Here is a 21770-nt window from a genome sequence, read left to right on the forward strand (position 1 = left end):
CTCCGTTCGTCGTTTCTCACGTGTCTTCAGCCGTCTTCAGTCGTCTTCGGACGAGGGCCACAGGACGAAAGCGGCGTCCGAGCCGAAACCGGCGAGGAAGCCCGAGGCGCAGGCCTCCACGACGTGCACCGGTTCGGGCAGGAACACCTCCGTCACCGGGCGGCCGGGAGCGGTCAGGTCCCACAGACGGACGAGTCCGGTGCCGCCGTGCGTCAGCAGGTGCGGGCGCCCGGCAATCCACGCCGTCGCCATGCCCACGGTTCCGCCGGCCCGCTGGTCGACGGCGTGGTCGAGTACGGCCGTGAGACTGCCGTCCCGCAGGTCCCACAGCTTCGCTCCGCCCGCGGCCGGGCCGGAGGTCAGCGCGCAGGGGCGGCCGGCGACCTCGGTGACCAGGGCGGTCACCCGGCCGCGACCGTGCCGCAGGGTGCAGCGCAGCGCCCCGTCGGCGAGGTTCCAGACGCGTACGAGCCCTTCCTTCTGCTCACCGGCGCTCAGGGTGAGCAGATGCGGACGGCCGTCGATGTCCGCCGGCACCACCCGTACGGCGCCCGCGTCGCTGTGCCGCAGAGCCGCCCGGTGCGATCCGTCGGCCAGGCCCCAGACCCGGAGCGCGCCGCTCGCCGCGCCGTCGCGGGCGGAGGTGAGCAGGTAGTGCCGGTCCGCTCCTCCCGTCGTCCTGATCATCCGGGGCTGGGCGGGGTGCGGCAGGCTGTGCAGCAGGGCTCCGGTGGCCGGGTCCCACACCTTGACCGTCCGGTTGTCGGACCCGTGATTGACCGTCAGGGCCCGGGGCCCGTACGGGGTGTGCGCGACCATCGCCTCGACCCGCCCGGTGCCCGGGTGGGGGAGGGTGTGCCGCAGCTGTCCGTCGGTCAGGTCCCAGACCCGGACCAGGGCTTCGTCGCCGACGGTGAGGGCGTACGGCCGGCCCGGGTCCTCGGTCGCGAGCAGGTCCAGCCACAGGCCGGTGTGGTGGAAGGTGTGCCGCAGCGCACCGCTGCGCAGCTCCCACAGCCGTACGATCCCGCTGCCGTCGTCACCGGTGGTGAGCGCACAGAGGTCGCCCGCGACGTTCACGGTGACGATGTCCACCCGCCCGGTGGTGTCGTGGGCGAAGTGGCGCAGACGGGTGCCGTCGCGCAGGGACCACAGCTCGACCCTGGTCTCGTCGGTGTGCCGGCTGGTGGTGAGGGCGCACAGCTCGCCGTCGATCCGGTGGACGGCGGCCACCTCCGCTCCCGCGCCCAGCCGCAGCGTCCAGCGCCGGGCCCCCTCGGCCAGGTCCCACCACTGGAGCGTGCTGTACGGGTCCGGTTCGGCCGGGTTCCCCTTGCGGTCGCTGACCACGAGAGCGCACGGTGCCCGGTCCGACTCGACGAGGGTGATGTCCGCCCAGTCGTCGGCGATCGGTTCGGGCCGCGCGGTGCGGCCGGTGAGGTCCCACAGGCGCAGCTCGCCCACCGGACTGGCGTTCAGGGTGAGGGCGTGGGGGAGTCCGTCGACGTGGGTCACCGATGCCGAGGTGAATCCGTCGTGGCGCAGTTCGTGCCGCTGTTCGGCGGTGACGAGGTCCCACACGTGCAGCAGGCTGCTCCCGCGGCTGCTGGTGACGGCATGGGGGCGGCTGTCGATGGTGGTGAGGTCAAGCACCGTGGTCCACGGTCCGTACTGCGGATCGTGCCGCAGTACGGACCGCCTGACGCCGTCGTTAAGATCACAGACCGACACGTCGACGTCCCTCGTGCCGACCGTGAGCGCGTGCGGACGGCCGTCGATCGCGACGACGACCGGCCGCACCCGGCTGCCGTACTGCAGCGTGTGGCGCTTCTCGCCGGTGCTGAGGTCCCACGTCCAGATCCGGCCGTCCGTCTGTGAGCCGCTGGTGAGTGCGTGCGGACGGTCCTCGATGTGAACCACCTGCGGCGCTTTCAGGCCGAGATGGTGCTCCAGCCCGTGGAGCGGCCTGCCCTCGGCCAGGTCCCACACCACCACCAGGTTCGGGTGAGCGGTGAACGCCAGCGGACCGTCGGGGAGGTCCACGAGGCGGGGCGTGAACTGGTGGCTGGTGATGCCCATGTCCTTGAGCCGGCCACTGTTGCCCATGGTGTGCCGGAGACTGCCGTCGGCCAGGTCCCAGAGCCTCATCTGCCGGCCGCCGGAGGTGAGCAGGTGCGGGCGTCCGCCGATGCGCGTCAGGGCCAGCTCCGGACCGATTCTGTCCTGGTCCAGGATGTGCAGCAGAGCGCCGTCGCTCGCGTCCCACACCGCCACATAACTGCTGTAGGCGTCGGAGGTGAGGAGCAGCGCCCGGCCGTCCGCCGTGATCAGACGTGCCGACGGAGCCGGTGCGCCGTGGTCGACCGTCGCGCGGAGCGTGCCGTCCGTCAGGTCCCACACCCGTACGTCCCCGTCGGAGCGATGGGTGGTGAGGGCGTACGGCCGGCCGCCGGTCTCCGCGACCCGGACCCGGATACCGGGTTCCCCCGGCCGGTGGGACAGCGCGTGCCAGGGCGTACCGTCGGCGAGGTCCCAGACGCGCACCACGTCGTCGGCACGCGGGTCGGCGGTGAGGGCCAGGACGCGGCCGTCGGGCAGCCGCGCCGACGCGAGCATCCGGCTGTGGTCGCCGTGCCGCAGGGAATGACGCAACCGGGCGGCCAGCACGTCCCAGACGTGGGTGACGCCGTGACTGCCCGAGGTCAGCATGTGGGGGCGCCCGCCCAGCTCGAACGTCCGGGGCACGGCGTCCTCGTGGAGCGGTTCGCCGAGTGCGAGGGTGGTGCGCAGGGCGGGCTGGATCGCCGAGTTGGTGGCCCACCGGGTGGTGGTCCGGGCCCCGCCGGGCCCGCCCGCCCCGGCGGCCGAGGTTTCGAGCGCGCGGGCGAGCGGCTGGTTCCCCCAGCGGACGGCGTCCACGGCGAGCAGTTGGCGGCGCGTCTCCGGCTGGTCCCAGCGCGGCTGGCGGTCGGACGCCGACAGGTAGATCGCCGCATGGACACGCGCCTGCGGGCTTTCGGCGCTGTGCAGATGCGCGGTGAGCGTGGCCGGTTCGGCCTGGACGAGGAATCCGGGGTCGAGCAGGAGGTCGTCCACCGAGGTGAGCGCCGCGTGGTCGATGGCGTGGCGGCGCAGGTACGGCAGCGCCAGCCGCCACAGCCGGGCGCCCGGCCGGCCGGGCACGCCGGCGAGGAGCCCCGCGGCGATGCGCCGGGCCGGCTCGACGGGGTCCTCACCGCCGGCGCCCGGCGAGGCGTCGCTGCGCAGGGCATGGCCGCGCAGGTACTCGGTCAGGCTGTTGTGGAAGAAGCGGTACAGCTGCCGGCCGTCGGTCTCGGCCGTCGTCCGCAGGTAGAACGCGGCTTCCGTCAACGCGCGCCGGGTGTCCTCCGGCACGGGCGCGGCGGCCGTGTCCTCGCTCTCACCGGCCGCCGTGAGCGCGAGCGCGGCCCGGTGGACGAGGTCCAGGGGCATGCCGTCGCCGAACGCGTGGGCCACCGCGGCGAGTACCGGCCGCAGCCAGGGGTCGTCGGCGGCCAGCGAGGACAGATGGAGCTCCATCATGCCGGGCAGGTCCTTGGGCAGCCGGGCGACGGCCGCCGAGGCGGTCAGCGGTTCCGGCAGCTGCGCCAGGTAGTCGGCGAACAGGGAGGCGAGGAGGAAGCCGCCGCCCTGTCCGACCTTCAGCAGGCCGGCCGCCACCGACTCGGCGACGCCGCGCCGGGCCGCGCTGTCCGCGCCGTACTCCGGGGCGTTCCACAGCAGTTCGTCGAGGTAGCCGGACAGGTCCCGGGTCACCTCCGGCTGCGGCACGGCGTCCAGGTCCAGCATCTGCCCGAAGGCGGACACGGCCTCGCGGAGCGCGGCGAAACGGTCCCACCACGGGCGCGTGCCGATCAGCACCCGGCACAGCGGTGCGTCCTTGCCGGACTCGTCCGGCGATCCCGGACGCCGGGCGGCGGCGAGCGGCAGCAGCACGTCGGTCAGCAGATTCTCGGGCTTGGCCGCCTCGTCGAGCGCGTCGACCACGAGCACCGCCGGTTCGGGCCAGGTCGTGAGCTGTCCGAGCACGGCCTCCACGGTCCACTGTTCCGGTACGGACTCCGGTACGGAATCCGGTTCCAGACCGAGCTGCCCGGCCAGGGACGCCAGGACCTGCCGGCCACTGCGGCCGCGCGCGTGCACGGCGGCGAGCCGGGGGTTCTCGGCAGGCCGTTCCGCCACCGGGATGCGGGTACGTATCGCGCCCGCCACCTCGCGCAGTTGCGGATGGGCGAGGCACACCTGAAGCCCGAGTAGGGCGGACTTGCCGATGCCGGGGCTTCCGGTCAGTACGAACAGCGGTGGCTCGCCGCCATCGGTGTTCTCCAGCCAGCGGGTGAGCCGGGCCCGTTGGGACCGCCGGCCGGTGAACAGACAGCCGTGGGCGAGCCGTTCCGGATGCTGGGTGCCGCTGGCCCGGCTGAGGAAGTGCACCGGGTCGAGCATGGGGTCGGCCTCGGCGGCGAACTCCCACAGCGCCGCGTCCACGCGCCCGCGGAACCGGTCGGCCGGGCCGTGCGCATGAGCGGGATTGACGAAGAACGGCGGCGGCGTGAGAGACGCCTCCAGCCGCGGGGTCGCCACCACGCTCTGGTCGTACGTCCGCGCTTCCCGGGCGACGAGCGCGGCCAGTTCCCGGTCGATCTCGGCGGCCAGGGTTTCCACCGGTACGTGCGTCAGGGCGGGGGAGACGTCGAGCCTGCCCTCCCGCAGGCGCCGCAGGACCGCGACGGCGGCCCGGGTGAACCGGGCTCCGTACGCCTTCTCGTCGGGCGTGCAGGCGGCGATGACCCACGCCTTGCGGTCGTCACCGCTCAGCTTGTGCATCAGCTGATGGAGGGCGGCACGGCCGCCGCCGCACACGTCGATCAGGAAGAGGGTGGGCGGCGCGCCCGGTGTGTGCTCGATCTCCTCCAGCCACTGATGCACCCGCACCGTGGTTCCGGGCAGCCGCCGGCGCTCGCTGCCGTGCACGGGTATGTACAGGGACGTACGGTCGTCGCCACCGGGGGCCGGCAGCCCGTGCCCCGCGAGGTGGACGACCAGCGCATCGCCGTCCGCCTCCGCCACGGCGCAGCGCCAGGCGCTCTCGGCGCCGGCCAGGTCGGGATGCAGAACGGGACCGCCGCCGCTGACGCTCACATCCGTCAGCCGGGCCAGCGCCCGAGCCAGTTCCTCGACCGCCGGAGCGACGGACTTCAGCGGACGGAACCCGTGGCTCGGCGACCGGCCCGGGTCGAACTCTCCCCCACGGCCGGCCTTGAACTCACCCGCCCCGATGACCAGCGCCTTCGTCACGCCGCTCGGTTCCCCCACCCTGCCCGGGCACCCCGGGGACGCTCACCCGCCCGCCGTCCGCGCCCTGCCCCACGGGAACGCGTGGGTACGTCGTACCCCGCTGCCGGGCCGGTTACGCGGTCGGATGCGCGGCCCGTGATGGGGGACGGCGGGCTGTCCTCAGCCCCAGCTCCCGGCGTAGCGGCTGCGGTAGAGCCTGCGCTCCCGGGCCGACCGGAACAGGCGGCCGGCCATCAGCCCGAGAAGACTGAGGGTGATGACCACCAGGCCCGGTGCGATCGTCCGGGGGCTGAGGATGCCGGTGAGTGTCGCCAATGCGTCCGGCGCTTCCGGTACGAGTGGGGTAACGGCCCCGGGGGCGACCGGTGATGAGCCTGCGGGTCCGGGAGGGGCGGGTGCCCCGGGGGCCGGCGCCCCGGGGGCCGGTGCCGCGCCGCCACCGGCTCCGGAGGCGGTGCCGCCGTCGGCCATCCGCACCCCGAGCGCCGCCAGCGCCTTGGTCACCGGCTGGAAGTACGTGAGCCCCCCGGTGGTGCAGTCGCCGTTGCCGCCCGAGGTCACGCCGAGCGCCGTACCCTGCGCGAACAGCGGGCCCCCACTGTCCCCCGGCTCGGCGCAGACCGTCGTCTCGATCAGGCCGGTGACCGTGCCGCCCGGGTAGTTGACCGTCGCGTTCAGCGCGGTCACCTTGCCCGAGCGCAGGCCGGTGGTGCTGCCGCTGCGGAAGACCTGCTGGCCCACGACGGGATCGCCGGCCGCGGTGATCCGCACGCCCTGGCCGCCGCCGATGTTCACGACGTTGGTTCCGTTGGGGGCGTCGTCGTCCCGGTACTGGACGAGAGCGAAGTCCCCACCGGGGAAGTTGCTGGCGATCGTGCTGCCGACCTGATCGTTGTCCTGCGAGTCCTCGAACCAGGTGGTGCCGACGGGCCCGCAGTGCCCGGCCGTGAGGACGAAGGTCTGCCGGCCGTCGGTCACGTTGAAGCCCGCGGAGCACCGGCCGGTGCGGGCGACGATCGGTTCGGCGCCGTTGAGCCGGGGCGTGAGTGAGCCGGCGGTCCGGTGCATCTCCACGAAGCCGCCGATCTCGGCGGCGAGGCCGGACATGCGGGACCAGTCGGCGGACGAGACCGTGCTGTCGGCGCGCACCAGGACCTTGTTGGACGCGTAGTCCACCACCCAGGCCGTGCCCGGCACCCGGGGGGCCGCGCGCAGGGTGTCGGTGGCCGAGCGGAGTTGGCGCATGCTGTGGCGGACGACCTCGGGGCGGGCCCCCGCCCGCCGGACCTCCGCCGCAGCCTCCGTGTCGGTCACCGCGACGACCGGGCGCCCGTCGGAGCCCATCCAGCTGCCCGCGGTACGGGAGGTGCCGAGCCGGGAGACGAGACGCGCGCCCAGGTCGTCGTACGGGGCGGCGCTGGTTCGGGCGGTGCCGGTTCTCGGGGTGGAGGGCTCACCGGCCGTGGCGTTCGCCGTCATCAGCCCGCCGCAGAGCAGTCCGGCGACGGACGCCAGCTGCGCGATCCGCTGCAGCCTGCGTCGTGCGTGCCTCATCCGTGGCCCCCAAGTCGTTCCGGCAACTCGTCACCCGAGCCGGGGCCCGTGTGGGAGGAGCCCTCCTTCCATACGGGCGAAGTCGCCGTCCGGTTCAGGGGCGCCGGATCACGGCGGGCTTTCGAGGCCCTTCTCCTTCAGCCCGGCTTCCCGGCCGGCGTCGTACACGCGCTGGACGAAGTCGGCGGCGGTCGACTGGTCGAGATCGTCGGTCAGGCGCATGAGCTCGTTGGTGAACTGGATCAGGGGATGGTCTGCCATGACTCCAGGAGACCGCGGGAACGACGAAACCGCAGCAGAAACCCGCGACCGGGTGACTGCGGGCGGAGCCGGCCGCCGCTCCCGTTGAACGGCCGGCCCGGCCGGGCCGTAGTACACGGCAGGCTGCCGGGCCCGCCACGGCCCGCCAAGTCCCACCAGGGCCCACCAAGGAGGTCTGCCACGGATGACCGCCCATCGCACCGCCACCGCCGCGCTCGCCGGTGCCGTACCGCTGCTGCTCACGGGACTGGCGGCCGGGCCCGCGTCCGCGCACGGGGCGCCCACCGATCCCGTCAGCCGGGTCTCCGCGTGCGGCCCCGAGGGGGAGTACCAGGAGACGGCGGCCTGCCGCGCGGCCGTCGTGGCGAACGGGGGGCGGGGCTTCGACGCCTGGGACAACCTGCGGGTGGCGGGAGTCGGCGGCCGCGACCGCGAGGCCGTGCCCGACGGGAAACTGTGCAGCGCGGGCATTGACGCGTACCGGGGGCTGGACCTCGCGCGGGCCGACTGGCCCGCGACCGAGCTGACCGCCGGGGGCCGTTTCACGCTCACGTACCGGTCGACGATCGCGCACCGGGGGACGTTCAGCCTCTACCTCACCGAGGAGGGCCACGATCCGGCCAGGCCGCTGCGGTGGGCGGATCTGACGGCGGAGCCGTTCGCCACGGCCACCGATCCGGAGCTTGCGGATGGTGCGTACCGGATCACCGGCATCCTCCCGGAGGGGCTGACGGGCCGCCATGTGCTGTACACGGTGTGGCGGAACACGGACACCCCGGACACCTACTACTCGTGCTCCGACGTGGTCTTCCCGGAGGCGGCCGGCGCGGGAAGCGCATCGCGGCCGGCGCCGCCGACTCCTGCCCCGACCCCGCCGCCGGCGCCTGCCCCGACCCCGCCGCCCGGGGCCGGGCAGCCGCCGTCGGGCGAGCCCCGTACCGAGCCGGCGGCCGCCGCCGGTTCGCCGCGCGTCGCCCTCGTCCCGCTGCTCGCAGGCGGTGCGGTGGTACTGGTCGGCGCCGCGGTGGGCGCGGCCCTGTTGCTCCGGCGCCGCCCGCGCTGAGCACCGAAGCCCCGACCGTAAGGCCGCCGACCGCAAGACCGTAAGACGGCAAGTAAGACCGTAAGGAGACCTCCCGCCGTGTCCCAGCTGCACAGCACCGCGCACAGTCCGTCCTGGGCCATGCTCAACCGCCTCGTTCCGGGGCCCGAGTCGCCCCAGTCCGACCGGCAGGACCCGTACCGGGTGGCCGAACCGCCCGTCGACCGGGTCGACTTCTGCATCCCCTGCAACCCCTACTTCCCCACCCCCGAGATGTTCGCCCGGATGCAGGGGTCGCTGGAGTCGATCCTGAAGTACTACCCGAGCGACGCGGACACCGTCACCGCCGAGCTGTGCGCCGTACTCGGGCTGAATCCGCAGACCGTCGCCATGGGCAACGGCTCCACCGAGCTGATCACCTGGATCGACCACCTTCTGGTCCGCGAGAGTCTCGCGGTTCCCGTCCCCACCTTCGGCCGCTGGACCGACCAGCCCCTGGAGACCGGCAAGCGCGTGGACATGTTCCCGCTGCACGAGGAGCACGACTTCGCCCTCGATCCCCAGGACTACGTCCGGTTCATCCGCCGCCGCGGCTCCCGGGTGGCCGTCATCTGCAACCCGAACAATCCCGACGGGGGCTTTCTCCGCCGCCATCAGGTGCTGTGGCTGCTCGACGAGCTGGCCGACCTCGATCTGGTGGTGGTCGACGAGTCGTTCATCGACTTCGTGGACGGCGAGCGCGCCCCGTCCGTCGCCGACGAGGCCGCCCTCCGTCCCAACGTCATCGTCCTGAAGAGCCTCGGCAAGAACTTCGGTCTCCACGGCATCAGATTCGGCTACCTCGTGGCCAACCCCGCCCTCGCCGCGACCGTCCGCCGGGCCCTGCCCAAGTGGAACCTCAACTCCTTTGCCGAGAGCGTGGTCTTCATGCTCAAGGAGTACGGAGTGGAGTACCGCCAGAGCCTGGCCCTGCTCGCCCGCGACCGCGCCAACATGTCCCTCGCGCTCGCGGCGGTGCCCGGCCTCACGGTCTTCCTCTCCCAGGGCAACTTCCTCCTGGTGAAGCTGCCCGACGGAGTCGACGGGGCCGCGCTGCGCGACCGGCTGCTCACCGAGCACGGCGTCTTCATCCGCGAATGCGGGAACAAGCTGGGCAGCAGCAGCCAGTTCCTGCGGCTCGTCGTCCGGCCGCACGAGGACGTCCAGCGGCTGCTCGCCGCGCTGCAGTCCTGCCTGCCCACCGGGCCGACGACTCTGTCGCGCCAGCCGTCCCGGGGCGCCCACGCGGCTCACGCCGCCCATGCGCTGCCGACGGCGCTCGCTACCGCGCAGTAGCCCCAGCGGGCCCAAGTAGGCTGATCCGGCGGTTAGCATCCCGTGTGACCCAGACGACCTCTCAGGACAAGCGCGACGGACCGGACGGCGAGAATACGGACGGCGGCGGCGGTGCGGGCGGCAGTGCCCGGCCGCGGCCCCGGATATTCGCCGACCTGACGCCGCTGCGGACCTCACCGCACTACCGGAGGCTCTGGTTCGGCGGCACCATCTCCTGGGTCGGGCAGGCGATGACCGCCCTCGCCGTGTCGCTTCAGGTCTACGACATCACCCGGTCCAGCTTCTCCGTCGGCCTGGTCGGGCTGTGCTCGCTCGTCCCGCTCGTCGCGTTCGGACTGTACGGCGGCGCCATCGCCGACACCGTGGACCGCCGCAAGCTCGGGCTGGCCAGTTCCGCCGGGGCCGCGGCGCTCTCGGTGGGCCTCGCTGCGGCCGCCCTGGCCGACTTCCACCGGGTGTGGTTCCTCTACACGGTCGTTGCGCTGCAAGCGGTCTGCGGGGCGCTGAACTCCCCGGCCCGCAGCTCGATGATCCCCAAGCTCCTGCCGCCCGAGCAGCTGCCCGCCGCCAACGCGCTCGGCTCGATGACGACCACCTCGGGCATGATGATCGGCCCGATGCTCGGCGGGCTCATTGTCGGCCTCTGGGGCTACCAGGCCGCGTACCTCGTCGACGCCGTCGCCTTCAGCGCCGCGCTGTACGCGATGTGGCGGCTCCCCTCGATGCGGCCGGAGCGGGGAGAGGGACCGAAGCGCCGGGCATCCGTCGTGGACGGGCTGCGCTTCCTCGCCACCCGGCCCAATCTGCGGATGACCTTCTTCAGCGACATGTGCGCGATGGTCCTCGCCCACCCCCGCGCCCTCTTCCCGGCCGTGGCCGTGCTCTGGTACGGCGGCGACGCGAAGACCGTCGGGCTGCTGGTCGCCGCGCCCGCCGTCGGGGCGCTGCTCGGCGGGGTGTTCTCCGGCTGGCAGGGGCGGATACGCCGGCACGGCCTGGCGATCCTGCTGTCCGTCGCCGCGTGGGGGACGGCCGTCGCGGTCTTCGGGCTCACCCGCAACCTCTGGCTCGGACTGTTCTTCCTCGCCCTTGCCGGGTGCGCGGACACCATCAGCATGGTGTTCCGCTCCACCATGCTCCAGGCCGCGACCCCGGACGAGATGCGCGGCCGGCTGCAGGGCGTCTTCATCGTGGTGGTCGCCGGCGGCCCCCGGCTCGGTGACTTCCTGGCCGGCGCGGCCGCCGATCTCACCTCGCCGGGCGTGGCCGTGACCGGCGGCGGAATCGCCTGTGTCGTCGCGGTCGGGCTGCTCGCGATGCGCTGGCGAGGTTTCGCCCAGTACGACGCGAGGTCCCCCCAGCCCTGACCGGCACCGGCAGGCAGCAGCCTTGACGCGGGCGGGCGGCGCTCTTCCCATTGCTTTCGGTTAGGCATATGACTATTCGGAGGTTGTCCCCCCGTCTGCCGACCCGAAGAGGTTCGCCGTGCGCCTTCGTGCCCTCGTCACCACCGCAGTTGCGTCCGTCACCGCGCTGACCGCCACCGTCGTCCAGCCCGGTGTCGCGACGGGCGCCACGCCCACCGCTCCTGCGGACCACGCCTGTTCGCCGTACGTGTCCGTGACGGGCTTCTCCGACAGCCTCGACAAGACCACCACCGGGGGCCGCCTGGTCGGCGGGCTCTCCGGCCTCGCCGTGGACCGCGACGGTTCCGTCGCCGCCGTCTCCGACCGCTCGGTGCTCTTCCACCTCGGCGTACGGAACGGACGGACTCCGGATGCCGGCGCCACCGGCCTGGTGCCGCTGGCCGACGAGAACGGCGCTCCCGTGGACTCCGAGGGCATCGCCGTCGACCGGGACGGCACGTACCTCGTCACCTCCGAGACGGACCCCTCCATCCGCCGGTACAGCCGTACGGGGCGGCAGTTGGAGCAGCTCCCCGTACCCGACGCCCTGCGGGTCGCCCCGGCGGGCCGGGCCCGGCAGAACCAGACCTTCGAGAGCCTCACCCTCCTCCCCGGCGGTCGTACGCTCGTCGCCGGCCTGGAGGGACCGCTGGAAGGGGACGGCGCGGACGCCGACGGCCGGACGCTGCAGCGCGTACAGACCTGGGAGCGGCGGGGAGGCGGGCGGTTCGCGCCCGCGGAGCAGTACGGCTATGCCGTGGACCGGGGCCTGGGCCTGGTCGAGGTGGCGCCCACCCGGGATGGCCGCCTGCTCGTCCTCGAACGCGGCTTCACCAGGGAGTTCGCGATCGTCGTCCGGTTGTACGTGGCCGACTGGCGCGGCGCCACGGACACCGGCCGGGTCGAGCGCCTCGGCGGAGCGGCACCGGACGTGCGGCTGATGCGCAAGACGCTGCTCACCGACTTCGACACCTGCCCGACGCTCGGGGCGCCGTCGAAGCTCCCGCAGAACCACGCCCTGGTCGACAACATCGAAGGCATGGTGATCACCGGCGGACACGGCCGGGGCCGGCTGCGACTGCTCCTGGTCAGCGATGACAACGAACTGCCGCAGCAGATCACCCGGTTGTATCGGCTGAGCGTCACCCTGCCGCCGCGGCAGGGCTCCTGACTCCTCGACATGACAGAGCACCGGCCCCCACGTCCGCGGGGAGGCGGGCCGTGAGGGCCGGTGTCGCGCATGCCGCTCCTGGGGGGCGTAGGAGGGGTCGGCGCGGGGAGGGGACGGTTCAGGCGGTCAGCAGACCCACAGGCCGTCGGCCTTGTCGTTGTTGGCGGCGCCGACATTGGAGGAGGACGACGGGGCGGTGGACGCCCACAAAACGGCCCAGGCAGTGCCCGTCCAGTTGTAGACGGTGGTCCGGGTGCCGCGCGACTGGTTGTTGTGCCAGGAGGTGGTCTGGTCGTTGAAGCCCCAGTTGGCGAGGTTCTCGAAGTTGCAGTCCGACCAGGTCAGACGGCGGCCGTCATAGTTGGAGTGCTCGTACAGACAGGTCCAGAGGTAGCGGCAGTTGGGCGTGCCAAGCGGTCCGGCGGCCTCGCCGGCCGCGCGGGCCTGCTTCTCACCGGGTAACGGGAAGGTCATGACGGCCTTGCCGCCCCGCCAGGCGACCTGGTTGACGCCGATCTGCTTGCCGCCGGGGGTGGTGGCGAGCTGCTGGTCGATCTGCTTCTGCAGACCGGCGACCTCGCTCTTGCTGAGCCCGGCCTGCTTCGCCTCGGACGCGATGGTGGCCTCGAGTGCGGTCGGCGCGGTCGGCGCCGCCGAGGCGGAGGTCGGGCTGGCCAGACCCATGACGGCCAGGGCACCGGCGGTGGCGGCAACGGTCAATGTGGTTCTCGTGCGCACAGGAATCGTGTTCCCTTCTGATCACGAAACTCCGCGGTTGTCCGGAGCGCCCCAAACGCTAGTGACGGGGCGGCCGGGGCTCCAGAGGCTTTCTGGTCGTACCGGTCCGCGCGCCACGGAAGCCGGGGTTGCGGCCGGCATCGCGACAACGTTGCCGCCGCCTCCCGCAGGTCGGCGGGCGGGTGACCGCGCGGGAGGCGGCACGGCGTCACGCGGAGGCGGATCATCCACGGCTGTCTGCAACGCCGGTAATGAGCCAATGTGTTGATCGGCCCCTACGTTGCCGGTCCGACGATCCCCCGTGCGACGCCCAGTTCCACCAGATCCTGCGGGCGCAGGCGCAGTTGGTCCGCCGTGGCGGGGGCGTCGGCCGGCGCGCGCTTGAGGATCGCGGCCGCCGCCTCCGGGGCGATGACGGAGAAGTAACTGTCCGGCGTCACCCAGGTGTTGCCGTGGGCGGCCAGTGCCAGTGCCCCACCCGATCCGCCTTCGCCGATGAGCAGGGTGGTGACCGGGATGCGGGCGGAGGCCACGGCAGCGAAGACGTCGGCGATGGCGGCGCCCGCGCCGCTGCGCTCCGCCTCCGCGTCGTTGGCGGCGCCCGGGGTGTCGACCAGGGTGAGCACGGGGATGCCGAGCCGGTCCGCGAGCCGGATCAGCCGGGCGGCGGTGCGGTAGCCGGCCGGCAGGGTCGCGGTGCCGCACTGGGCGGCGTACGCGATGCTGCGGCCCCCGCGTAGGCCGAAGCCGCAGAGCATGCCGGCGTCGGTGCCGCCGCACCGGTCCCCGGCGACGGGCAGCCGGAGGTCGAAGTACGCGTCCAGGTAGGCCTGTGCCCGCGGCCGCCCGGCCGCGCGGGCCTGCTGTACGGCCTCCCACCCGGTACGGGGCAACGCGACGGCCCCCAACGCACCAGGAGGCACCGGAAGCTCCCACGGCCCACCCGCCACCAGCGCCTCGCGGGAGGCCGGCGGGCTTGCGGGCATCGCATGCTCCGGCGGCGGGTGCCCCGCGGGCGCGTGGCCCGGCGCCGGCGGACCCTCCGGCGCGCGCCCCGGTCCCGGCGGGCCCTCCGGTGTGCGTCCCGGTCCCGGCGGGCCTTCCGGAGTGCGCCCCGGTCCCGAAGGTCCGTCCGCCGCGTGACCCGGTCCACGCGGGCCCTCCGGCGCGTGGCCCGGTGCCGCGTCGCCTGAGGGTACGTGCTCCGGCGGGTGGTGCCCCGCGGGCGCGTGGCCCGGTCCCGGCGGGCCCTCCGGCGCGTGCCCCGGTGCCGCAGGGTCCTCCGGCGCGTGGCCCGGTGCCGCATGCCCCTCGGCCCGCTCGGTCGGGCGGGCTTCGGGCGACGCCGGCGTGGTGCCGCCGGTCAGCAGGGTCAGCCAGTTCGCCAGGGTGCCGCGCAGCTCGTCCGGGCGTATCACCGCGTCGACCTGGCCCGCGGCCAGCTGGCCCGCCGCGCTGTACGCCGCCGGGTCGGCGTCCGGCGGGCGGACCCGGGAGCCGGCGAAGCCGATCTGCGCGCCGGACAGCGCCAGGATCACATCCGCGCCCGCGCCGAGGGTGGCCCAGCCCCCGCCCGTCGTCGGATCGCGGAGTACGGAGATCTGCGGCAGCCCCGCCGCGCGCAGCAGCGCCGACTGCCGGGCCACGCGCTGGAGTTGGGTGAGGGCGAGCATGCCCTCCTGCATCCGGCTGCCGCCCGTGGCGACGAGCGAGACGAGGGGGAGCCGGTGCTCACGCGCATGCGTGTACGCCGCCTCCAGCCGGTCGCCGGTCCGCTCGCCCAGCGAGCCGCCCAGGAATCCGAACTCGAAGGAGATCAGCACGGCCGCCCGGCCGCCGATCACCGCGGTGCCGCAGACGACGGACTCCCGCTCCCCGGTCCGTTCCTCCGCGCGGGCGCGCGACGCGTCGTACCCCGCCCAGGCCAGCGGCCCGTCCGGCTGCGGCGCGTGCCGGACCGGGGCGGGGAGTTCGGTGAAGCCGTCGGCGACGACGGCAATGGCCTCGCGGGCCGTCGTGCCGTCAGACATGGAGGGCCCGCTTCATGATCTTGCCCATGTCGTTGCGGGGCAGCGCCTCCAGGAAGCGGACCGTGCGCGGCCGCTTGTGCGGGGCGAGCTGTCCGGCCACATGCGCGGCCAACTCCTCCGCCGACGGCGGGAGTCCGGGATCCACCGGCACCACCCAGGCGACGATCCGCTCGCCCAGGTCGTCGTCCGGCTCGCCGGTCACCGCGGCCTCGCGCACGCCCGGATGGTCGAGCAGCGCGTTCTCGATCTCGCCCGCGCCGATCTTGTAGCCGCCGCTCTTGATCAGGTCCGTCGCCTTGCGGCCCACGATGCGTACAGAGCCGTCCGGATCACGGGTCGCCATGTCACCCGTACGGAACCAGCCGTGATCGAAGGCCGCCGCCGTCGCGTCCGGACGGCCCAGGTACTCCGTGAAGAGGTTCGGCCCGCGCACCTGGATCTCGCCGATCGTCTCGCCGTCGTACGCGGTGACCTCGGCCCCCGCCTCGTCGACCAGCCGCAGTTCCACACCCCGCAGCGGCACCCCGACCGTCCCGCGAGAGGCGGCTTCGCCGTCGGCGCCGATACCTGCCCGGATCGAACACAGCATGAGCGTCTCCGTCATGCCGTACCGCTCGATCACCCGGCGGCCCGTGGCTGCCGCGATCCGTTCGTGGTCGTGGACCGGCAGCGCGGCCGAGCCGGAGACCAGCAGCCGCGCGCCTGCCAGCGCCTTGGCCAGCTCCGGGTCGGAACCGGCCGACTCGGCCAGCCGGTGGTACATCGTCGGCACGCCGAACAGCATCGTCCCGCCGCCCGCGAGCTCGCGCGCCACACCCTCGGTGGTGAACCGGCCCAGATGCCGTACCGAGCCGCCGCGGCGCAGCGGACCGAGGATGCCCAGGATCAGCCCGTGCACATGGAACAGCGGCAGCGCGTGGACCAGGACGTCGTCCGCGGTCCACTGCCACGCGTCCTCCAGCGCGTCCAGGGACGCGGCGATCGCGCGGCGGGACAGCACCGCCCCCTTGGGCGGGCCGGTGGTGCCGGAGGTGTAGACGATCAGGGCGGCGGACTCGGGGGAGGGTTCCGGCGGCAGCGGCACGGCCGGCCCGGGGGTCTCGACCACGACGTCGGTACGGGCCAACTCGCCCAGCAGCGGCGGCAGTTCCGCGCCAGGCTCGGCCAGCACCAGCGCCGGGGCGCTGTCGGTCAGGATGTGCGCCAGCTCGCGCTCGCCGGTCTTGGGGTTCAGAGGTACGGCGGGGACGCCGGCCAGCAGCGCGGCCACCACGCCGACGGCGGTCTCCAGGGTCGGCGTGGCCCAGACCGCGACCCGGCGCGCACCCCGCGCACCGCCCCCGCCGTGGCCGGCACCCGCACCCCCCTCCGCGCCCGCGATCCGGGCGGCCAGCGCGCCCGCTGCGGCGGCCAGCTCGGCGTAGGTCAGCGACCGGTCGCCCAAGCGCACGGCCGTACGGTCCGAACCCGCGTGCAGTGCGGGGAAAAGAGAAGCCACCCCTCGCACCCTACGTGGGCCACGGCAGCGGCAGGGCGATCTTCACCGCATACCCGCGGTGACCAGCCCGTACCCGATCCGTACCCGTTCCGTACCCGATCCGGAACGTCCACGCGCGGGCCGTCGCCGCGATCCGCGTGCCCTCACAGGGCAGGTACGTCGTCCCACATGGCCGGCAGTCCGGCGCCCTCCGCGCCGTCCGCGCCGTCCGCCGAGCCGGGACGCAGGAGTTGCTCGGCCCAGATGATCTTTCCACCGGCCGTGTGCCGCGTCCCCCACCGCTGCGCCATCTGGGCGACCAGGAACAGACCCCGTCCGCCCTCGTCCGTCGTGGCCGCCCGTCGCAGATGCGGTGAGGTGCTGCTGCCGTCGGACACCTCGCAGATCAGGCTGCGGTCATGCAGCAGCCGCACCCGGATGGGCTCGGAGCCGTACCGGATGGCATTGGTGATCAGCTCGCTGAGGATGAGCTCGGTGGTGAACCTCACCCCGTCCAGCCCCCATTCCTCCAACTGCCGGGCGCATGAGGCGCGTACCCGGCCGACCTCCGCGGGATCGTTCGGCACCTCCCAGTGGGCGACCCGGCCCGGGTCCAGCAGCCGGGTGCGGGCCACCAGCAGCGCGATGTCGTCGCTGCGTTCGGCGGGCGGCATGGTGGCGACCACCGCCTGGCAGGTTGCCTCCGGGCTCGGCTCCGCCCCCACGCCGGACAGCGCGCCGCGCAGCCGGTCCAGGCCGGTGCCGATGTCCCGGTCCGGGCCCGCGATGAGGCCGTCGGTGAACAGGACCAGCCTGCTCCCTTCGGGCAGTTGCAGCTCCGCGGTTTCGAAGGGCAGGCCGCCCAGGCCCAGCGGCGGGCTGGCGGGGATCTCGGGGAAGTCCACGGTGCCGTCGGGGCGGATCACGGCGGGCCCGGGGTGACCGGCCCGGGCCAGGGTGCAGCGGCCGGTGACCGCGTCGTAGACGGCGTACAGACACGTGGCCCCGGTGATCTGGGCGCTGTCACCGACGGCGGGCTGGTTCTCGTCGGTCCGGATGACCAGATCGTCCAGGCCGGCCAGCAGCTCGTCGGGGGCCATGTCCAGGGCGGCGAAATTGTGGATGCCGGTGCGCAGCCGGCCCATCGTGGCCACGGCCTGCAGACCGCGGCCGGTCACATCGCCGACCACCAGGGCGACCCGGGCACCCGGCAGGGGGATGACGTCGAACCAGTCGCCGCCCACCGCCTTGGCGGGCAGGTAGCGGTGGGCGATCTCCAGGGCGTCCTGGTCGGGCAGCCCGCTGGGCAGCAGGCTGTGCTGCAGCGTGACGGCCATGGTGTGCTCGCGGGTGAAGCGGCGGGCGTTGTCGATGCTCACCGCCGCGAGGGCGACCAGCTCCTCGGCGAGGGAGACGTCCTCCTCGTCGAAGGGCTCGGGCTTCCCCGAGCGCCAGAAGGAGGCCATGCCGAGGATGATGCCCCGGGCCCGGACGGGCACGGTGATCAGGGAGTGGATGCCATAGCCGACGATCTCCTCGGCCAGTGCGGGGTCCTGCTCCTGCCATCCGGAGAACGCCGGCAGCTCCGCCTCCAGCTCCGTCCGGCCGCTCGCGAAGCCGAATGCCTGCGGGGTGTTCGGCGCGATGCTGATCGGCCGGCCGAGCGGATAGAGGGGGTGGTCGCCCCGGATGCCGCTGAGGGCGATCCGGCGCATCTCCAGCCCCACCGGCTCCTCGCCGTGCAGTACGGGGTCCAGCAGATCGACGCTGGCGAAGTCGGAGAACCGCGGGACGGCCGCCTCCGTCAGCTCCACGGCGGTGCGCACCACATCGAGAGTGGTGCCGATCCGCACACTGGCGTCGTACAGCAGCTTCAGCCGCGTCCGCGCCGCCTCGGCCCGGACGGCGAGCGCCTCCAGTTCGGTGGTGTCCCGCAGTGTCGCCACGCTGCCGGGCAGACCGCCGTATGGGCCGGTCGACCGCACGCTGACGGCCAGCAGCCGCTCCCCGGCCGGGTGCAGCTCATCGGTGGGACTGCGGCCGGAGGTCAGCAGCGCGACGAGGTCCTCGTCCAGGCCCAGCTCGGTGATGCTGCGCCCCTCCGCATCCGCGGGCAGCCTGAGCAGCCGCCGCGTCTCGTCGTTGGCCAGCACCAGCCGGCCGTCCTCCCCGACGATGAGCACGCCCTCCCGGGCCGCGTGCAGGACCGCGTCATGGTGCTCGTACATACGGGCCATCTCGGCGGGGTCCAGATTGCGGGTCTGCCGCCGCAGCCGCCTGCCCACCAGCGCCGAGCCGGCGGCGCCCAGCGCGAGCACGACCGCCGCGCCCCCCAGCAGGGCCGGGAGCTGGCGGTGCACCACGGTGCTCACGCTTTGGACGGTGATCCCGACCCCCACCGTGCCGACAGCCGTGCCGTCAGCCGTGGTGACGGGGACCAGCGAGAGCACGGAGAGCCCCTCGGTGGTCTCGTCTATCTCCGTATAGGCCTGCTTCGGTACCTTGCCGGTGCCGAGGACGCGCTCCCCGATGAGGTCAGGGTCGGGGTGCGTAAAGCGGATCCCCTCCGGGGAGTACGCGACGATGAGGTCCACGCCGGTCTGCTTCCGGATCTGCTCGGCACGCGGCTGCAGCACCTCGCTGGGTTCGGAGCTCGTCATGGCCGCCGCCGTCCCCGGTGCGTGCGCGAACGTCTCGGCGACGGCCAGCGACCGGTCCCGGGCCTCACGCGTGTTCACGCCGCGCGCCTCCACCACCAGCGTCGCGACCGCGGCAGCGACCAGCAGTACCACGACCACCAGCTGCAGCAGCAGTACCTGACCGGCGACACTGCGTACCCCGAGGAAGGAGCGCCGGGGACGCCCAGGGGATCCGCGGGACGACGGGGCCGCAGACCGAACGAAACGCCCGAAACGCCCAATCATGTCCTCTTTCTATCACTCATCTGTCACTCATCGATTGCTGGAGGGCGTGCGCTGGTCATGAGCGCCACTTGACGGAACAGCCCATGCTCGGCCGATGCGGCTCGGGTACCGGCTCACCGGCCAGTACGTGGGCGATCGCGGCATCCAGCAGTTCACCGGTGACCGGCTTGCCGTTCCCCGGCGTGGACTCGTCCATCGCACCGCGGTAGGCCAGCCGGCGCCGGCCGTCGTAGAGGAAGAAATCCGGGGTGCAGGCTGCCTGGTAGGAGCGGGCGACGGTCTGGTCGGCGTCGACCAGGTAGGGGAAGGTCCACGCTGCCCGCCGGGCCTGCTCGCCCAGGCGTTCGGGCCGGTCGTCCGGATAGGCGTCGGCGTCGTTGGCGCACACGCCGACCACCGCCAGGCTCGGGTGCCGGGCGAGTAGGCTGCCGAGTCCGTCCTCGACATGGCGCACATAGGGACAGTGGTTGCACAGGAACGCGACCAGCAGCCCAGGCATGTCCGCGAAGTCGTCGCGGCGGACGGTCCGGCCGGTCAGATTGGGCAGCGCGAAGTCGGGCGCCTGCGTACCCAGGGGCACCATCTGTGAGGAGACAGCCATATCAGCAGCCTAGGGCCTGTCCGGCGGATCAGGGCCTAGTCCTGTCCGGGGCGCCGGCCGTTATTCGGGCAGGGTTTCGAACGCCATCGGGGCGATCTTGCCCTCGATCATCGCGCCCAGCCCCTGCACGGCGCACACGTCCGGCCGTTCCGCGATGCGCACGGGCATCCCGGTCGCATCGCGCAGCATCTGGTCCAGGCCCGGCAGCAGCGCGCTGCCGCCGACCATCATCAGGCCCCGGTCGGTGAGGTCGGCGACCAGATCGGGCGGGCAGTCGCGGAGCACCTTGCCGATGCTGTCGAGTACGGCGGTGAGCGGGGTGTGGATCGCGTCCCGCACGGCGGCGGTGTCGACGTGCACCGAGCGACGCATTCCGGTGGCGACGTCCCGGCCGTGGATCTCGGTGCGCGCCGGGCCCTGCGGGGTGAGGCCGTTGCCGCTCAGGGCCAGTTGCAGCGGCCGTACCGCCTGGCTCGGCAGCATCAGTTCGTGCTGGTGGCGCAGGTGCTGGACGATCGCGTGGTCGATCGCGTTGCCGCCGACCGGGATCCGCTCGGCCGTCACGATCGAGCCGAGCGAGAGCACGGCGACCTGGGTGTTGGCCGCCCCGCACACCAGGATCATCGAGGCGGTCGGCTGCTCGACGGGCAGCCCGCAGCCGACCGCCGCTGCGATCAGCGTGTCGACCAGCTCGACCCGGCTCGCCCCGAGACCCACCAGGGTCTCCACGGCGGCGTGCTGGGCGAGCGGTTCGCTGCCATGCGGGTCGCAGGCCGCGGCGCGCAGCCGCGGCTTGCGGCGCAGCGTGCGGCGGAGCTTGTCGCCGAGCAGGTGGCGGAGCATGCGTTGCGCCATCTCGATGTCGACGACGGTGCCGCCGTGGACGGGGCGTACGACACGGATGTAGTCGGGGGTACGGCCCGTCATCCGCTCGGCGAAGGCGCCGACGGCGATGAGCGCACCGGTCTTGGTGTTCACCGCGGCGACACTCGGCTCGTCGACGACGAGGCCGGCGCCCTTCACGTACACCCGGGTCCGGGCGGCCCCCATGTCGACGGCGAGGTGGCAGCGGCGCAACTGCTCAAGACTGACGGTCACGGCAGGTCCTCCCGAGAGAGCTGAGCGGACGGCCGGACGGCGTCCCTGTTACCGCATCGTGGGGCGAAGCCGGTGGAAGGCGCGCGCTGGGCTGCGCCGGTCGGGGGTGCTGCACAAGGGTGGTCCTGAGCGGGGCCGGTCCCCGGGCAGGGTCCGCGCACGGGCTACGAGAGCCCGATCGGCCCGCGCGGCCCGGGACTTGGGTCAGTGGGCCGACACCCGGTGGGTGCGCTGCAACAGGCCCCACGTGAACTCGGCCACCATCTCGTGCCGTTCACCCGCGTCGTCGGGTGCGGCGAAGGCGAGCCGCCAGCGGGTGGGGGCGGTGCCCTCCATCGGGCGGACCGGGGCGAAGGCCCGCGCCACCTCGTCGACCGTGCACGACCAGGGCCGCAGATCCGCCACCGTACGGGGCACGGACCCGGCGGCGCCCGGAGCGCGGACCAGCCACTCGTTCCACACGGCGCCGGTCGGGGCGGTCAGTACCTCAAAGCGCAGATCCGGCCAGAGCGGCACCGGCCACAGCAGCGCCTCACACTCCAGATCGCCGATTTTCCGCTGTACGGAGGACTCGGGCGCACCGAGCACCGAGCGGTAGCGCCGGGCCGCGCCGCGTCCCCGGGGCGAGCGGACCATGGCCTGCCAGCGGCGGTTGGCCTCGCGCATCTCGGTCAGGGAGGCACCGAGGTCGAGCCGCGCCTGTTCGACCAGTCCGGGCTGGTGATCCGCCATCCGGCGGAGCAGCACGAGCTGGAATTCACGCGGACCGAAAAGTGTCATGGAGTCCATCCTG

General features: G+C 73.4%; 13 protein-coding genes and 1 pseudogene. 4 read left to right on the forward strand and 10 right to left on the reverse strand.

The window, feature by feature from the left end; all coding sequences use genetic code 11:
• Positions 1-36 precede the first annotated feature (36 nt).
• From ACWV17_RS10035 to ACWV17_RS10045, 3 genes are all read right to left on the reverse strand, one after another.
• A complete protein-coding gene (locus ACWV17_RS10035) occupies positions 37-5340 on the reverse strand; it encodes an AAA family ATPase (RefSeq protein WP_455359354.1) in 5304 nt (1767 codons plus the stop codon).
• A 159-nt stretch (positions 5341-5499) separates the two neighbouring features.
• Positions 5500-6894 carry a S1 family peptidase gene (locus ACWV17_RS10040; protein ID WP_455359355.1) on the reverse strand — a complete coding sequence of 465 codons (1395 nt, stop codon included), beginning with the start codon at positions 6892-6894 and terminating at the stop codon, positions 5500-5502.
• A gap of 108 nt (positions 6895-7002) precedes the next feature.
• Positions 7003-7155, reverse strand: a complete 153-nt coding sequence (locus tag ACWV17_RS10045; protein WP_455356239.1) for a hypothetical protein — start codon at positions 7153-7155, stop codon at positions 7003-7005.
• A 184-nt stretch (positions 7156-7339) separates the two neighbouring features.
• On the opposite strand from ACWV17_RS10045, the gene ACWV17_RS10050 reads away from it, so the two are divergent.
• The 4 genes and pseudogenes from ACWV17_RS10050 (at position 7340) to ACWV17_RS10065 (ending at position 12109) form a co-directional block, all read left to right on the forward strand.
• Complete coding sequence (locus tag ACWV17_RS10050) at positions 7340-8218, forward strand: lytic polysaccharide monooxygenase auxiliary activity family 9 protein (protein ID WP_455359356.1); 879 nt, start codon at positions 7340-7342, stop codon at positions 8216-8218.
• Positions 8219-8338: 120 nt separating this feature from the next.
• Positions 8339-9433 (forward strand): annotated as a pseudogene (locus ACWV17_RS10055) (pyridoxal phosphate-dependent aminotransferase); the annotation flags it as partial.
• A gap of 242 nt (positions 9434-9675) precedes the next feature.
• Positions 9676-10899 carry an MFS transporter gene (locus ACWV17_RS10060; RefSeq protein ID WP_455359452.1) on the forward strand — a complete coding sequence of 408 codons (1224 nt, stop codon included), beginning with the start codon at positions 9676-9678 and terminating at the stop codon, positions 10897-10899.
• A gap of 118 nt (positions 10900-11017) precedes the next feature.
• Complete coding sequence (locus tag ACWV17_RS10065; RefSeq protein ID WP_455359357.1) at positions 11018-12109, forward strand: esterase-like activity of phytase family protein; 1092 nt, start codon at positions 11018-11020, stop codon at positions 12107-12109.
• Between the two features lie 126 nt (positions 12110-12235).
• Here the strand turns inward: ACWV17_RS10065 and ACWV17_RS10070 are convergent, their stop codons facing one another.
• From ACWV17_RS10070 to ACWV17_RS10100, 7 genes are all read right to left on the reverse strand, one after another.
• A complete protein-coding gene (locus ACWV17_RS10070) occupies positions 12236-12847 on the reverse strand; it encodes a peptidase inhibitor family I36 protein (RefSeq protein WP_455359358.1) in 612 nt (203 codons plus the stop codon).
• A gap of 275 nt (positions 12848-13122) precedes the next feature.
• Positions 13123-14877 carry a carboxyl transferase domain-containing protein gene (locus ACWV17_RS10075; RefSeq protein ID WP_455359359.1) on the reverse strand — a complete coding sequence of 585 codons (1755 nt, stop codon included), beginning with the start codon at positions 14875-14877 and terminating at the stop codon, positions 13123-13125.
• Positions 14870-16375 carry an acyl-CoA synthetase gene (locus ACWV17_RS10080; RefSeq protein WP_455359360.1) on the reverse strand — a complete coding sequence of 502 codons (1506 nt, stop codon included), beginning with the start codon at positions 16373-16375 and terminating at the stop codon, positions 14870-14872. Before ACWV17_RS10080 ends, ACWV17_RS10075 begins: the two co-directional genes overlap by 8 nt.
• A gap of 143 nt (positions 16376-16518) precedes the next feature.
• Positions 16519-19278 (reverse strand): SpoIIE family protein phosphatase, encoded by a 2760-nt coding sequence (locus ACWV17_RS10085; protein ID WP_455359361.1) that lies wholly within the window; start codon positions 19276-19278, stop codon positions 16519-16521.
• 55 nt (positions 19279-19333) lie between these two features.
• Entirely contained in the window at positions 19334-19879 is a 546-nt protein-coding gene (locus ACWV17_RS10090) for a thioredoxin family protein (RefSeq protein WP_455359362.1), read from the reverse strand.
• Positions 19880-19939: 60 nt separating this feature from the next.
• Positions 19940-20977, reverse strand: coding sequence for a rod shape-determining protein (locus ACWV17_RS10095; protein WP_455356247.1), 1038 nt, complete (start codon positions 20975-20977; stop codon positions 19940-19942).
• Positions 20978-21181: 204 nt separating this feature from the next.
• Positions 21182-21766: a hypothetical protein gene (locus ACWV17_RS10100; protein ID WP_455359363.1), complete on the reverse strand. Its 585-nt coding sequence runs from the start codon at positions 21764-21766 to the stop codon at positions 21182-21184.
• Positions 21767-21770 lie beyond the last annotated feature (4 nt).

Source organism: Streptomyces mabaensis, assembly GCF_053763515.1.

Bases quoted from the DNA above. Each gene is read 5' to 3' on its own strand.
- ACWV17_RS10040 (WP_455359355.1), bottom strand. From the start codon at position 6,894: ATGAGGCACGCACGACGCAGGCTGCAGCGGATCGCGCAGCTGGCGTCC.
- ACWV17_RS10045 (WP_455356239.1), bottom strand. From the start codon at position 7,155: ATGGCAGACCATCCCCTGATCCAGTTCACCAACGAGCTCATGCGCCTG.
- ACWV17_RS10050 (WP_455359356.1), top strand. From the start codon at position 7,340: ATGACCGCCCATCGCACCGCCACCGCCGCGCTCGCCGGTGCCGTACCG.
- ACWV17_RS10075 (WP_455359359.1), bottom strand. From the start codon at position 14,877: ATGTCTGACGGCACGACGGCCCGCGAGGCCATTGCCGTCGTCGCCGAC.
- ACWV17_RS10085 (WP_455359361.1), bottom strand. From the start codon at position 19,278: ATGATTGGGCGTTTCGGGCGTTTCGTTCGGTCTGCGGCCCCGTCGTCC.
- ACWV17_RS10090 (WP_455359362.1), bottom strand. From the start codon at position 19,879: ATGGCTGTCTCCTCACAGATGGTGCCCCTGGGTACGCAGGCGCCCGAC.
- ACWV17_RS10100 (WP_455359363.1), bottom strand. From the start codon at position 21,766: ATGGACTCCATGACACTTTTCGGTCCGCGTGAATTCCAGCTCGTGCTG.